We start from the raw sequence: 13514 nt of genomic DNA on the forward strand, positions 1-13514 counted from the left end.
AATGGACAGGAACTATCACGTCTTCTCCGACGGTCGACTCGAACGAAGCGACGACACGCTGAGACTCGTCACCGACGCCGGCGACAAGAGCTACGTCCCGATAGAAAACGCGGAGGCGTTCTTCCTGCACGGACAAATCGACTTCAACACCCGACTGATGTCGTTTCTCAACCAGCGCACGGTCGCGCTCCACGTCTTCGGCTGGGAAGATTACTACGCGGGCTCGGTGATGCCGAAGCGCGGCCAGACCTCCGGGCGAACGGTCGTCGAGCAAGTCCGGGCGTACGAGGACACAGCCCACAGGCGACGGCTCGCGGCGGCAATCGTCTCAGCGAGCATTCACAATATGCGGACGAACGTCGTCTACTACAACAACCGAGACCGAGAGTTAGAGACCGAAATCGCCGATTTGGACGCCGCGTCAGCGCGCGTCGACCAGACACGTCCGATTGACGAGCTCATGGGCGTGGAAGCGACTGCCAGAAAGGCGTACTACCGGAGTTTCAATCGGATTCTCCCCGACGAGTTCCGGTTGGAGCGCCGGGAATACAACCCGCCACCGAACGAGATTAACAGCCTGATTTCGTTCGGCAACGCGCTCGTCTACGCCAACTGCGTCACGGCGATTCGCGCGACTGCACTCGACCCGGCGATCAGCTATCTCCACGAACCCGGAGAGCGTCGCTACTCGCTATCGCTCGATCTCGCCGACCTGTTCAAACCCGTTCTCGCTGATCGCGTGCTGTTTCGCCTCATCAACAGAAACCAGATTACGCCGAGCGATTTCGATACCGAGCTCGGGTCCTGCCTTCTCAACGAAGGCGGTCGGAAAACGTACACGAAAGCGTTCGAAGAGACGCTTGAGCGGACCGTCGACCATCCGAAGCTCAACCGCAAGGTGAGCTACCAGTACCTGCTTCGTCTCGAAGCGTACAAACTGAAAAAGCATCTGCTGACCGGAGAGGAGTACGAACCCTTCGAACGGTGGTGGTGAGATGTACGTCGTGATGGTGTACGACCTCGAAGCCGAACGGACGCACAAAGCGCTCAAACTGGGGCGGCGCTATCTGACGCACGTCCAAAACTCCGTCCTCGAAGGAGAGATCTCCGAAGGTGACCTAGCGACACTTCGGAACGAGGTCGAAGACCTGTTGAAGCCGGGAGAATCCACGATTATCTACGAACTGTCCTCGGACGCGCTGCTCAACCGCTCGGTGTACGGCGACGATCCGACCGAGGAAAAGCGCTTCCTCTGAGTTCCGTCGACCCCCCGGTCAATTCGGGTTACTGACGGTCGACGGAACTTCTTTATCGTAGTCGTCCTTCAGAAGGTCTGTGTCCGTGATATCGGGCATGGTTTCAGACGAACCCTTGTTGGGTTGAAGCCGATTCACTCGGTCGCGCACGTCGAGTGGTTCGACTGTTTCAGACGAACCCTTGTTGGGTTGAAGCGATATGAATCATATCGACTCTCCAACAGACCAACTCGTTTCAGACGAACCCTTGTTGGGTTGAAGCCCCTCATCAGCCCAGTACACAGCCCGAAACATCTGGTTTCAGACGAACCCTTGTTGGGTTGAAGCATCGACTGCGCGAACTGTGGCGACCGCGTCATCGTGTTTCAGACGAACCCTTGTTGGGTTGAAGCGAAGACCTCTGCGACCCACAGAACGCAGATGGCTGTTTCAGACGAACCCTTGTTGGGTTGAAGCTCGATGAGGACGCCGGCCTGCAGGTCGCGAATCTGGGTTTCAGACGAACCCTTGTTGGGTTGAAGCAGACTATAATCAGGGCGAAATACCTGAAAGTCCGCCGGTTTCAGACGAACCCTTGTTGGGTTGAAGCATAATTTTGCTTGACCTTGACCCGCCGGTTCTTCGAGTTTCAGACGAACCCTTGTTGGGTTGAAGCTCTATCCGAGATTCTCTATACGAATCCATAGAGAAGTTTCAGACGAACCCTTGTTGGGTTGAAGCAGAGGTTGTAGCGGGTGATTAGGATTTTGACCGGCGGTTTCAGACGAACCCTTGTTGGGTTGAAGCACTCGGCACCATAGCGCGCCCTAGCGGGCGCGCAAAGTTTCAGACGAACCCTTGTTGGGTTGAAGCCAGATATGACTACCGCGTGACTGCGTTCACGGAGCATAGTTTCAGACGAACCCTTGTTGGGTTGAAGCATCCCACTCAATGATTTCCTTTTGGTTGTTGCCTAGTTTCAGACGAACCCTTGTTGGGTTGAAGCTGCATGCGGACGAGGAAGTCCTCGGTGACGTCGACGGTTTCAGACGAACCCTTGTTGGGTTGAAGCGCGGACTTCGCGAGCCTCGGCGCGACGGCGGAGCGTTTCAGACGAACCCTTGTTGGGTTGAAGCGCGATGCGCGGCAAGAAATCGAATCCGCACTCTCCGGTTTCAGACGAACCCTTGTTGGGTTGAAGCGTCCGCGCGAGCGAACTGTCAAAATCCGAAGGTTGTTTCAGACGAACCCTTGTTGGGTTGAAGCGCCCCAGCCGCGTCGTAGACGGTCTCCGACCCCGGGTTTCAGACGAACCCTTGTTGGGTTGAAGCGTGAACTCCCACTCGCGCCACTGTCCCGCATCGTGTTTCAGACGAACCCTTGTTGGGTTGAAGCGTCTGGCGGTGCGATGCCGGGAATGGGACACACCGGTTTCAGACGAACCCTTGTTGGGTTGAAGCAGATTGGGTCGAAGCGTACCACGAACTAAACTAACCGTTTCAGACGAACCCTTGTTGGGTTGAAGCGTGTTGAATGCACGCATGGGATTCACGTGTTCCCGAGTTTCAGACGAACCCTTGTTGGGTTGAAGCCGTCAGTGCTGATACGCATACCTCAGTTTTGCACATCGTTTCAGACGAACCCTTGTTGGGTTGAAGCTCGTCGGACGCAATCTTCACCGAGGAAGACCAGATGAGTTTCAGACGAACCCTTGTTGGGTTGAAGCATGGTAAATCCAGTGGTGCTCCTGCTTTTCACCTTGTTTCAGACGAACCCTTGTTGGGTTGAAGCTCGTCGGATGTTCACTTCGATTGGGCCACCGCCCTGTTTCAGACGAACCCTTGTTGGGTTGAAGCGTCGAGTCGGTCGCGGACGCTCTTGGCCGCGCGTTTCAGACGAACCCTTGTTGGGTTGAAGCGTCGAGAATCTGAAGACGTGCCTCCAATTGAGAGTCGGTTTCAGACGAACCCTTGTTGGGTTGAAGCGAGCTATCGCGTCCTCGTGGAAGGTAACGCCTCGGCTGTTTCAGACGAACCCTTGTTGGGTTGAAGCTTCTTCCAGCACCCGCTGGATGTACTCAGTTTTCGAGTTTCAGACGAACCCTTGTTGGGTTGAAGCTGCTCGCGGTCGGTCCGCTCCGACGTCGTCTGCCGGGGTTTCAGACGAACCCTTGTTGGGTTGAAGCAACTCGGCGAGAAAGACCCCGACTCGGATGCGTGTTTCAGACGAACCCTTGTTGGGTTGAAGCACGTCTTGCATTGTATCACGGCGGTAGGTCGCCAGTTTCAGACGAACCCTTGTTGGGTTGAAGCATGTGTCTGGTTTCCTCACAAAGCAGACAAAACGGGTTTCAGACGAACCCTTGTTGGGTTGAAGCGCGCGGAACTCGTCTTCCGAAGCGCGAACCGAGTTTCAGACGAACCCTTGTGGGGTTGAAGCCAGAACGTCGTTAGCCAGTCCGTCGAATGCCCCAGGTTTCAGACGTACCCGTTGATGGAAACCACTAGAGAGAGCTAGGCAGTCCGTCGTCAGCCGAAACCGACGCGAAAAAGAGACCCTGACGCTACGCCGCCTCGGCGTACATCGCCACCAACTCCTCGGCGTTCGACTGCCACGAGTAGCGCTCTTCGATGGCCGCCCGATTCGTCCGACCCATGCGGACGGCCTCCTCGGGATTGGAGACGAGTCGCGCGAGCGCCCGCGACAACTCCTCGGCGTCGCCGGGCGCGACGAGAATCCCGTGGTCGTCGGTGATAACCTCGGGGATGCTGCCGACGGGAGTGGTCACGATGGCGTTGCCGCCGGCCATGCCTTCGAGCATGGCGATTGGGAGCCCCTCTGCGTACGTCGGAAGGACGAACACGGTCCCGCGGCCGATGAGGTCGCGCTTGTCTTCCTCGGAGAGGAAGCCGAGGTACGAGACGTTGTCGTGGGCGGCGGCGACCGCCTCGGCGCGGTCCGCGTGGGGGCCGCGGCCGCCGATGCTCACCTCGAAGTCGAGGCCGGGCGTGGATTCGAGTATCTCGACGGCGTCGAGGAACTCGCGGATTCCCTTGCGGTCGATGAGGTTCGAGACGAAGACGAGATGGACGGGGTCGGTCGGGTACGTCGGGTCGTACTCCGCGGGTTCGACGGCGTTGGCCATGACGTGGACTTTCTCCTCGCCGGCGAGTCGGGAGACGAGGCCGCGCCAGTACTCCGAGAGGACGACCACGTCGTCGACGGCGTCGAAGACGAGCGACTGGAGTCGGCGGACGGCCCGCGAGTCGGTGGCGAGGAAGTCGTCGAACGACGAGCCGTGGATGTGGAAGACGACGGGGACGCCCCAGACGTACTTCGAAAACAGGGCGAAGAACGCCGCGCGGTAGAACGAGTAGGTGTGCGACGAGTGGACGTGGACGATGTCCGGGCGTCGCTGGAAGGGGAACAGGGCGACGGCGACGAGCGACGAGAGGAGCATCCGCGCGGCGAGTTCGAGCCCCTCGCCTTTCGGCGCGGTGTAGCGCGTGTAGACGCGCACGTCCATCCGGTCTTCGAGGTAGCGACGCTGTTCGGTGATGTATCGGTCGATGCCGCCGGTGCCTTTCGGGCCGACGATGAGGAGTGTTTGCTTGGGCTTCATGGGTTGGTTTTCGGGTCGTGGTCGGGAATCGCGGGCCGGGGAATCGCGGCTTCCGAGTCGCGGGACGCGTCGAGGCGGGCGCGAGCGCGCGCCGGTCGATACGCGAAAATTGGGCGGTTCGGCGGTTAGTTATGGGTCGATTGACCGTCTTCGGGGGAGAGGGGAGTGCCGAGCGGCATCGACTACGCCGGCACGGTGTGTCGCGTCAGCGAGTCGACCCTCTCGACGGAGCCGTAGTTCAGCGCCACCTGGACGATGACGTCGGTGAGGTTCACTTTGTCCGCGAGGAACGCGTCGCGTTTGTCGGCCCAGCGGGCCTTCGCGCCGTCGTCGGCGAGGAGTTCCTCGGCGCGGGCCATCACGTCGTCGAACGACTTGAGGTTGGAGATGAGCCCCTGCCGTTCGAGTTCGACGAAGTTGCCCATGTCGTCGTCGCCGACGAAGGAGTTCGACCGGATGGCGGGCGTCCCGAGGAGCGCCGCCTCGGTGACCATGGTCTGGGTGTCGGCGACGAGCAGGCTCGCCTCGGCGAGCACGTCGTGGACGAGCGCGGGGTGGAAGTCGAACGGGCGGGTGTCGAGGTCGCCGTCGCGGCGTTCTTCGCTCTCGTCGAGGACGAAGACGGTCGCGCGCTCGCCCAGCATCTCGATGAGTTCGCGGCGTCGCTCGGGGGTGAAGCCGCCGTGGCCAACGTCGTGGTGCGAGCCGAACGCGTTGAATCGGACGACGACGAACTTCTCGTCGGGGTCGAGGCCGAGTTCGGCCCGGATGTCCACCGAGGGCTCGTACACGTCGGGGTGGAGATAGGCCGTCTCTTTGAACCCGCGGAACTGGTAGTGGTTGTCCGCGAGGTCCTTCCCGAAGGTGTGGGGCGTCAGAATCGCCTTGGCGAACGGTCGGGAGACGACGTGGTCCAGCGAGGTCGGCTCGGAGTCGAGGAGGAGGACCACGGGCGTCCGCGAGACGGCCCCGGCGTGGGCCGCGTAGCCGCCCATCCCGAAGATGAGGTCCGGCTTGAACCGCCGCACGGCCCGGAAGATGTTGACGTAGTGGAACGGGAGCGATTTGAAAAGCGAGTACTTCGTCGTCCCGCAGGAGCCGTAAATCTCGTGGGGGAGGTCGTAGTATTCGAGGAGGTCCGTGGTACAGCCGTAGTCGCGGCCGAGGACGAGCACGTCGTGACCCATCGCCTGAAGCTCTCTGACGGCGTACTTGTAGAGGTGGACGTGCGCGGGCGTGTTGGTGAAGAACAGGTATCGCATACTCTCTGGACGTTCCACGCGCCCCGCGGGAGTAGTTATACGGCGTCTACCCGCCGCATTCGGGGGAATCGCCGCCCGTTTCCGGCCGCGAAAATCCCTCTGGAGCCGTTACGGTCGCCATAACAAAACCCGGACGAACACTCGGGTTCCCTGACCGGGCGCTCGCGCGCCGTTATCGCCTACACCGCACCCGACGCGGGCGGAACTCTCGCACCTCCACGACCGACCGCGACGCGCCCCACAACCCAGATGTTTCAGACACGTATCCCCACCACGCCGCGACGAGAAACTGACGACACGGACGCGACCGCCCGGAGCGACCGCTGATGTTCCCGTGGGAACACGCCGCCGTCGGCTACATCATCGTCTCGCTGTGGGCTCGGGCGACCGGCCGGAAGCTCGACGGCTGGGCCGCGCTGGCGGTGCTCGTCGGAACGCAGTTCCCCGACCTCGTCGACAAGCCGCTGGCGTGGTCGTTCGGCGTTCTCCCGAGCGGCATCTCCGCGGCCCACTCGATTCTCGTCTCGGTTCCGGTTTCGATACTCGTCGTGGCCGTCGCGCGGCGCTACCGGGCGGCGACGGTCGGCGTCGCCTTCGCCCTCGGCTACCTCTCGCACATCCCCGCGGACCTGCTGTACAACGGCTTTTTCTTCGGGAACTACGACGTGATTCGGGCGTTCCTCTGGCCGCTGTCCCACGGGAGCGAGTCGTCGATGGGCGGCTTCTTCGCCCAGACGTGGTTCTATCTGCGCCGCTTCGTCGTCTTCCTCGCACGGCCCGAGGCGTGGGTGTTGGTCGCGTTCGAACTCGCGTTGCTCGGCAGCGCCGTCTGGCTCTGGCTCGGCGACGGCGCGCCCGGCGTGGGGCTTCTCAAACGCTCGGTGACCGGAATCCGCCGCGGCGTTACGAAGTGACTGCGGCCGGATTTCGGGCGGCAATCACTCCATAACAAAGCCCTCACCGAGACTGAATTTCGCTAAGGCAGGCAGACTCCCCGCCGACATGATATGAGATTCCAGATTTTCCAGTCGATTCGGTCGTCCGCCGAGTCGACACAGACGGCCGACGGAGCGCGACCGACGCGAGGTGGACGCCGATGAGCGCCGAGGTGGGCGTCGAGTCCCACGTCGACGACGGCGTCACCATCGGCTACGGCGACGGCGACGACCCGGTCATCGGCGACCGGGCGCGAATCCGCGCCGGCACCATCGTCTACGACGACGTGACCATCGGCGACGACTTCGTCACCGGCCACAACGTCCTCGTCCGCGAGCACACGACCATCGGCGACGGGGTCCTCCTCGGGACCGAGACGGTCGTCGACGGCACCACGACCATCGGGTCGCGCGTGAGCATCCAGACGAACGTCTACATCCCCACCAACACCCGCATCGGCGACGACGTGTTCGTCGGGCCGGGCGTGGTGATGACGAACGACCCCTACCCGGTCCGCACCGACGCGGAACTCGTCGGACCGATAATCGAGAACCACGCCTCCATCGGCGCGAACGCGACGCTCCTCCCCGGCGTGACGGTCGGCGAGGGCGCGTTCGTCGCCGCCGGCGCGCTCGTCGTGAACGACGTGCCGCCGCGCACCCTCGCCGTGGGCGTCCCCGCCGTCCACCGCGACCTACCGGAGCAACTGCGGGGAGAAAACAGGATCCGACGATGAGTTCAGACCACATCTCAATCGCCGCACCACAACTCGGCGCGGCCGAACGGGACCGAATCGCAGACGTCCTCGAAAGCGGCATGATAGCCGACGGCCCCGAGGTTCGGGGCTTCGAGCGGGAGTTCGCCGACTACTGCGGCGCCGACCACGGCGTCGCCACCTCCAACGGGACGACGGCGCTTCACGCCGCGCTTCACGCGCTCGGTATCGGTCCCGGCGACCGCGTCCTGACGACGCCCTTCACGTTCATCGCGACGGCCAACGCCGTCGCCTTCGCGGGCGCGGAGGTGGGCTTCGTCGACATCGACCCGCGGACGTACAACATCGACCCCGACGCGCTCGAAGCGCGACTGCGGGCCGGCGAACAGGTGGACGCGGTCATCGCGGTCCACCTCTACGGTCTCCCGGCAGACATGACGCGCCTCGCGGAACTCGCCGAGGAGTACGACTTCCTGCTCGTCGAGGACGCCGCGCAGGCCCACGGCGCGGAAGTCGAGGGACGGCGCGTCGGCTCCCTCGGCGACGCCGCGTGCTTCTCGTTCTACCCGACGAAGAACATGACCACGAGCGAGGGCGGGATGATTACCACCAACCACGCGGACGTCGCAGAGCGCGCCGCCCGGTTCGTTGACCACGGCCGCGTCTCCGGCTACGAACACGCCGAGGTCGGCCACAACTTCCGCATGACGAGCATCGCCGCGGCCATCGGCCGGGTCCAGCTCGAACGCCTCCCCGAGTTCACTCGCGCGAGGCAGGCGAACGCCGCCGCGCTCACGGAGTACCTCGAAGACTCGCCGGTCACGACGCCCCACACGCCGCCGGACCGGACCCACGTCTTCCACCAGTACACCGTCGCCTGCGACGGCGTCGAGCGCGACGCTCTCAAGTCGTACCTCGACGCGAAGGGCATCGCCACGGGCGTCTACTACCCGAAGCCCGTCCACAAGCAACCCGCGTACGAACACCTCGCGGTGTCGGCCCCCGTCGCGGAGGAGGCCGCGAGGCGGGTGCTCTCGCTACCGGTCCACCCCGGGCTCAGCGAGGCCGACGTGGAGCGCGTCGGGACCGCGGTCGCCAACTACGCGGAGGTGGCGAGGTGAGCCGAGAACCCGCCGGACGCCGCACCGACGGCGGACAAGAGCGCCCGGTTCGCGCGGGCGTCGTCGGCGTGGGCTCGATGGGGACCAACCACGCGCGGGTCTACGCGGAGCTTCGCGGCGTCGAACTGGTCGGCGTCGCCGACGCGGACGCGGAGCGCGCCGCCGAGGTCGCCGCCGACTTCGGCACCGACGCGTACGGAGTCAAGGAACTCCTCGACCGCGTGGACGTGGTGACGGTCGCGGTGCCGACGCCCTATCACGAATCGGTCGCCCGGCAGTGCATCGACGCCGGCGTCCACGCGCTCGTCGAGAAACCCTTCGTCGACGACCTCGACGCGGGCGCGGAGCTGGCCGCGCTCGCCGAGGACCGCGGCGTCGTGCTCCAAGTGGGCCACATCGAGCGGTTCAACCCGGCCGTCCGCGCCCTCCCCGACCTCCTCGACGGCGTCGAACCAATCGCCATCACCGCGAATCGACTCGGCCCGCCGCTGAACCGCGAGATGGGCGACGGCGTCGTCATGGACCTCATGATTCACGACATCGACGTGGTGCTCTCGCTCGTCGACGCCGACGTCGACCGCGTGGCCGCGACCGCCACGCCAGACGAGCAGTACGCGACGGCGCAGGTGACCTTCGAGAACGGCGTCATCGCGTCGCTCACGGCGAGTCGGCTCACCCAGCAGAAGACGCGGACCCTCGATATCACCGCGCGCGACCGACTCATCCGGGTCGACTACCTGAACCAGTCGGTCCAGATTTTCCGCCAGTCGCGGCCGGACTATCTCCGAGACAACGGCGGCGTCCGCTACCGCCACGAGGTGGTCATGGAACAGCCGATGATCTCCACCGGCGAGCCGCTGAAACGCGAGTTACAGGCGTTCGTGGACGCCGCGACCGACGGCGGCCCGGTCCTCGTCTCGCCGGCCGACGGCCTGCGCGCCATCGAACTCGCCCGGCGCATCGAGGCCGACGCCGAGGTGACGGCTCGGAGCGTCGAGGCCGCGGAAAGCTCGGAAACCGCGGAGACCACGGAAGCCACGGAGGGGCGACAATGAGCCGCGAGCACCCCGGACTGTACGGCACCGACCGTTCACTCGACGAACAGACGCGAGCCCTGCGCGCCGGCGAGGTCCCCGTCGCGGTGTACGGCCTCGGAAAGATGGGTCTCCCGCTGGCGGCCGTCTACGCCCGCGCGACGGGCAACGTCACCGGCGTCGACATCAGCGAGGACGTGGTCCGCGGCGTCAACGACGGCGAGTGCCACGTGGCGAAGGAACCGGGACTCCCCGAATTGGTCGCCGAGCAGGCCGACCGCGGCGCGCTTCGGGCGACCACCGACGGCGTCGCGGCGGCCGAGAGAGCCGCGGTGCACGTCGTCATCGTCCCGACGCCGCTGACCGACGACCGCGAACCCGACCTCGCGGCGTTCGAGGCCGTCCTCGACAGCATCGCGCGGGGACTCGCGCCCGGCGACCTCGTCGTCGTCGAGTGTACCGTCCCGCCGGGGACGAGCAAGGACCTCGTGGTCCCGTATCTCGCGGACCGAAGCGGCCTCTCGGCCGGCGAGTTCGGCGTGGCGTTCTGCCCCGAGCGGACCTCGTCGGGCCGGGCGCTCCGCGACATCACCGAGTCGCACCCGAAAATCGTCGGCGGCGTCGACGCCGAGAGCACCCGCGTCGCGGCGCTCGTCTACGGCGAGATTACCTCGAACGAGGTGATTCCCGTGCGCGACGCGACGACCGCGGAGGCCGTGAAACTGTTCGAGGGCGTCTACCGCGACGTGAACATCGCGCTCGCCAACGAACTCGCGCGGCTCCGCGACGACCTCGGCATCGACGTGACCGAGGCAATCGACGCGGCCAACACCCAGCCGTACTGCGACATCCACGCGCCCGGCCCGGGCGTCGGCGGCCACTGCATCCCGTGGTATCCGTACTTCATCACGAGCCGAGTCGAGGCCGAGACGCCCCTGCTCCTGACCGCCCGCGAGGTCAACGACAGCATGCCGGCGTTCACCGCGGACAAACTCCGCGACGAACTGGCCGCAGCGGGCCGAGAGATTCGGGGCGCGACCGTCGCCGTCCTCGGCGTCACCTACCGCCCCGGCGTCGCCGAGACGCGCGCGACCCCCGCCGCGGGCGTCATCGACCGACTGAACGACCTCGGCGCGACCGTCCTCGCGGTCGACCCGATGCTCTCCGACGAGGTGGTCGCCTCGTTCGGCGCGACCGCCGTCGCGCTCGCCGACCTGCCGACCCGCGCTATCGACGCGGCCGTAGTCGTCACGCCGCACGAGGAGTTCGACGGCATCGACTGGGCCGCCTTCGACGACCTCGTCGTCGTCGACGGCCGCGGCACCCTCGGCGACATCGGCCACCGCGTGTACGAAATCGGCGGCGGGCCGCGGGGCGGGGCATCCGAGACCGAGGCCGACCCCGAGGTGGCGGCCGACGCGCCGCGCGGAGGGCCGGGGCGATGAGCCGTCTCAAAGTGCTCTCGGTCGTCGGCGCGCGCCCGCAGTTCATCAAGGCGTTCCCCGTCTCCGACGCGCTCAGGCGCGACCACGACGAGGTGCTCGTCCACACCGGCCAGCACTACGACGAGTCGATGTCGGGCGTGTTCTTCGACGAGCTCGACATCCCGGAACCCGACTACAACCTCGGGGTCGGCTCGGGCGGCCACGCCGCCCAGACCGCCGAGATGATGACCCGGCTGGACGCCGTCGTCGCCGACGAAGCGCCCGACGTGGTGCTCGTCTACGGCGACACCAACTCCACGCTCGCGGCGGCGCTCGTGGCCGCGAAGCGCGACCCCGCGCTGGCGCACGTCGAGGCCGGCCTGCGGAGCCACAACTGGGCGATGCCCGAGGAGGTCAACCGCGTGCTCACCGACCACTGCTCGGACCTGCTGTTCGCGCCCTCCGAGTCTGCCGCCGAGACGCTGGCGAGCGAGGGCATCCGCGACGGCGTTTCCGTGACCGGCGACGTGCAGTACGACGCCGTCCTCCGGGTCCGCGAGGCCGCCCGCGAGCGGTCGACGATACTCAACGGACTCGACCTCCGAGACGGCGAGTACGTCCTCGCGACGGTCCACCGCGCCGCCAACACCGACGACCGCGACCGCCTCGAAGGCATCGTGGAGGGGCTGGCGTCGTCGGAACTCCCGGTCGTCTTCCCGGTCCACCCGCGGACCGAGGGGGCGCTCGAAGCCAGCGGCCTCTGGTCGCGGCTCGCCGACGCCGAGAACGTCGTCCTCGTGGAACCGGTCGGCTACCTCGACTTCGTCCGCCTGCTCGACGGCGCGGAGCGCGTCGCCACCGACTCCGGCGGCGTCCAGAAGGAGGCGTTCTACCTCGACACCAGGTGTCTCACGCTCCGCGACGAGACCGAGTGGACCGAGACCGTCGACGCCGGCTGGAACGCCCTCGTCGGCGCGGACGCGACCGCGATTCGGGCGGCGCTGGCCGACGAGAGCCCGCTCCCGGAGAAGCCCTCGCTGTACGGCGACGGGAGCGCCGCCGAGCGAATCGTCGCCGCGCTCTCGGAGTACGAGCATGCGTGAGAAGAAGGGAGACGCAGATGCGCGAGGTGACCCCCGCGTGACCCGCACGGAACCGAGCGAGTCCGGGCCGGGCTTCGCGGTCTGTCTGACCCACGACGTGGACCGCCCGTACAAGACGTATCAGGGGCTGTACTACGCGGCGAAGTCGAATCCGGGCTATCACCTCCGGACGCTCCTCCGCCGGGAGAACCCCTACTGGCAGTTCGAGGAGGTCATGGCGCTCGAACGCGACCTCGGCGTCCGCTCGTCGTTCTACTTCCTCAACGAGCCGAGCCTCCTCGAAACGGGGTCGCTGTCGGACTGGCTCGAACCGAAGAACTGGGTCGAACACCTCGGCCGGTACGACCTCGACTCGGCCTCGGTCGCCACCGCCGTCCGCGACCTCGACGAGGGCGGCTGGGAGGTCGGCATCCACGGCTCGTTCCGGTCGTGCGACGACTTCGACCGCCTCCGGACCGAGAAGCGCGAACTCGAAGCGGTGCTCGGCCACGAGGTCGTCGGCGGCCGCCAGCATCACCTCAAACTCGGGCCGAACACGTGGCGCTACCACCGCGAACTCGGCCTGAAGTACGACGCCAGCCCCGGGTCGAGTTCGGAAAACGGCTTCCAGCACGGCTACCGGCCGTTCAGACCCTTCGACGACGACTTCGTCGTCTTCCCGCTGACGCTGATGGAGGTGTCGCTTCCCGACCCTGGGTCGGCGTTCGACGAGGCGTGGGCCGAGTGCGAGCGCCTCTTGGACGAGGCCGAGGCGAACGACGCCGTGATGACCGTGCTGTGGCACCCGCGGTACTTCAACGAAGACGAGTTCCCCGGCTACCGCCGGCTCTACCGCCGCATCGTCGAGCGGGCGCTCGACCGCGGCGCGTGGGTCGGCCCCGTCGCCGACTACTACCGCGAGTTCCTCGCCGACCGCGAGCGCGGCGGTTCCGGTGATTCCGACGACGACGCGGACGAGAGGGCGACCGACAGCGCGACCACCGACAGCGCGACCCCCGGCGGCGCGGGTCGCTCGCTCTCTCCGTAGAATCCGGCGACGTCGGTCGGTATCGGCCCCATAAC

At 65.6% G+C, this 13514-nt stretch carries 11 protein-coding genes and 1 CRISPR repeat array; of the genes, 9 read left to right on the plus strand and 2 right to left on the minus strand.

Going from position 1 to position 13514, the window contains the following annotated elements; genetic code table 11:
• Position 1 precedes the first annotated feature (1 nt).
• Both cas1b and cas2 read left to right on the plus strand, forming a co-directional pair.
• The gene (gene cas1b, locus BN996_RS17275) at positions 2 to 994 is read left to right on the plus strand and encodes a type I-B CRISPR-associated endonuclease Cas1b (protein WP_089781131.1); all 993 of its coding nucleotides are present in this window, start codon (positions 2 to 4) and stop codon (positions 992 to 994) included.
• A gap of 1 nt (position 995) precedes the next feature.
• Positions 996 to 1256: a CRISPR-associated endonuclease Cas2 gene (gene cas2 / locus BN996_RS17280; RefSeq protein ID WP_089781134.1), complete on the plus strand. Its 261-nt coding sequence runs from the start codon at positions 996 to 998 to the stop codon at positions 1254 to 1256.
• Between the two features lie 100 nt (positions 1257 to 1356).
• Positions 1357 to 3674: a CRISPR direct-repeat array (repeat unit 30 nt; unit sequence GTTTCAGACGAACCCTTGTTGGGTTGAAGC).
• Between the two features lie 124 nt (positions 3675 to 3798).
• On the opposite strand, the gene BN996_RS17285 is transcribed toward cas2, so the two are convergent.
• Both BN996_RS17285 and BN996_RS17290 read right to left on the minus strand, forming a co-directional pair.
• Complete coding sequence (locus BN996_RS17285; protein ID WP_089781136.1) at positions 3799 to 4857, minus strand: glycosyltransferase family 4 protein; 1059 nt, start codon at positions 4855 to 4857, stop codon at positions 3799 to 3801.
• Positions 4858 to 5039: 182 nt separating this feature from the next.
• The gene (locus BN996_RS17290) at positions 5040 to 6119 is read right to left on the minus strand and encodes a DUF354 domain-containing protein (RefSeq protein ID WP_089781138.1); all 1080 of its coding nucleotides are present in this window, start codon (positions 6117 to 6119) and stop codon (positions 5040 to 5042) included.
• Between the two features lie 326 nt (positions 6120 to 6445).
• Between BN996_RS17290 and BN996_RS17295 the strand changes: the two genes are divergently transcribed.
• The 7 genes from BN996_RS17295 (at position 6446) to BN996_RS17325 (ending at position 13479) form a co-directional block, all read left to right on the plus strand.
• Positions 6446 to 7033 (plus strand): metal-dependent hydrolase, encoded by a 588-nt coding sequence (locus tag BN996_RS17295; protein ID WP_089781140.1) that lies wholly within the window; start codon positions 6446 to 6448, stop codon positions 7031 to 7033.
• A gap of 182 nt (positions 7034 to 7215) precedes the next feature.
• Positions 7216 to 7791 carry an acyltransferase gene (locus BN996_RS17300; RefSeq protein WP_042661982.1) on the plus strand — a complete coding sequence of 192 codons (576 nt, stop codon included), beginning with the start codon at positions 7216 to 7218 and terminating at the stop codon, positions 7789 to 7791.
• Positions 7788 to 8891, plus strand: coding sequence for a DegT/DnrJ/EryC1/StrS family aminotransferase (locus BN996_RS17305; RefSeq protein WP_089781142.1), 1104 nt, complete (start codon positions 7788 to 7790; stop codon positions 8889 to 8891). The genes BN996_RS17300 and BN996_RS17305 overlap by 4 nt, the downstream gene beginning before the upstream one ends.
• Complete coding sequence (locus BN996_RS17310) at positions 8888 to 9946, plus strand: Gfo/Idh/MocA family protein (protein ID WP_089781144.1); 1059 nt, start codon at positions 8888 to 8890, stop codon at positions 9944 to 9946. The genes BN996_RS17305 and BN996_RS17310 overlap by 4 nt, the downstream gene beginning before the upstream one ends.
• Entirely contained in the window at positions 9943 to 11370 is a 1428-nt protein-coding gene (locus BN996_RS17315; protein WP_089781145.1) for a nucleotide sugar dehydrogenase, read from the plus strand. The genes BN996_RS17310 and BN996_RS17315 overlap by 4 nt, the downstream gene beginning before the upstream one ends.
• Entirely contained in the window at positions 11367 to 12452 is a 1086-nt protein-coding gene (gene wecB / locus BN996_RS17320) for a non-hydrolyzing UDP-N-acetylglucosamine 2-epimerase (RefSeq protein ID WP_089781147.1), read from the plus strand. The genes BN996_RS17315 and wecB overlap by 4 nt, the downstream gene beginning before the upstream one ends.
• 37 nt (positions 12453 to 12489) lie before the next feature.
• A complete protein-coding gene (locus tag BN996_RS17325) occupies positions 12490 to 13479 on the plus strand; it encodes a polysaccharide deacetylase family protein (protein ID WP_089781294.1) in 990 nt (329 codons plus the stop codon).
• Positions 13480 to 13514 lie beyond the last annotated feature (35 nt).

Origin of the sequence: Haloferax massiliensis, from assembly GCF_001368915.1 — an archaeon.
In the GTDB taxonomy this organism is placed as follows: Archaea; Halobacteriota; Halobacteria; order Halobacteriales; family Haloferacaceae; genus Haloferax; species Haloferax massiliensis.

Bases quoted from the DNA above. Each gene is read 5' to 3' on its own strand.
- cas1b (WP_089781131.1), top strand. From the start codon at position 2: ATGGACAGGAACTATCACGTCTTCTCCGACGGTCGACTCGAACGAAGC.
- cas2 (WP_089781134.1), top strand. From the start codon at position 996: ATGTACGTCGTGATGGTGTACGACCTCGAAGCCGAACGGACGCACAAA.
- BN996_RS17285 (WP_089781136.1), bottom strand. From the start codon at position 4,857: ATGAAGCCCAAGCAAACACTCCTCATCGTCGGCCCGAAAGGCACCGGC.
- BN996_RS17290 (WP_089781138.1), bottom strand. From the start codon at position 6,119: ATGCGATACCTGTTCTTCACCAACACGCCCGCGCACGTCCACCTCTAC.
- BN996_RS17295 (WP_089781140.1), top strand. From the start codon at position 6,446: ATGTTCCCGTGGGAACACGCCGCCGTCGGCTACATCATCGTCTCGCTG.
- BN996_RS17300 (WP_042661982.1), top strand. From the start codon at position 7,216: ATGAGCGCCGAGGTGGGCGTCGAGTCCCACGTCGACGACGGCGTCACC.
- BN996_RS17305 (WP_089781142.1), top strand. From the start codon at position 7,788: ATGAGTTCAGACCACATCTCAATCGCCGCACCACAACTCGGCGCGGCC.
- BN996_RS17315 (WP_089781145.1), top strand. From the start codon at position 9,943: ATGAGCCGCGAGCACCCCGGACTGTACGGCACCGACCGTTCACTCGAC.
- wecB (WP_089781147.1), top strand. From the start codon at position 11,367: ATGAGCCGTCTCAAAGTGCTCTCGGTCGTCGGCGCGCGCCCGCAGTTC.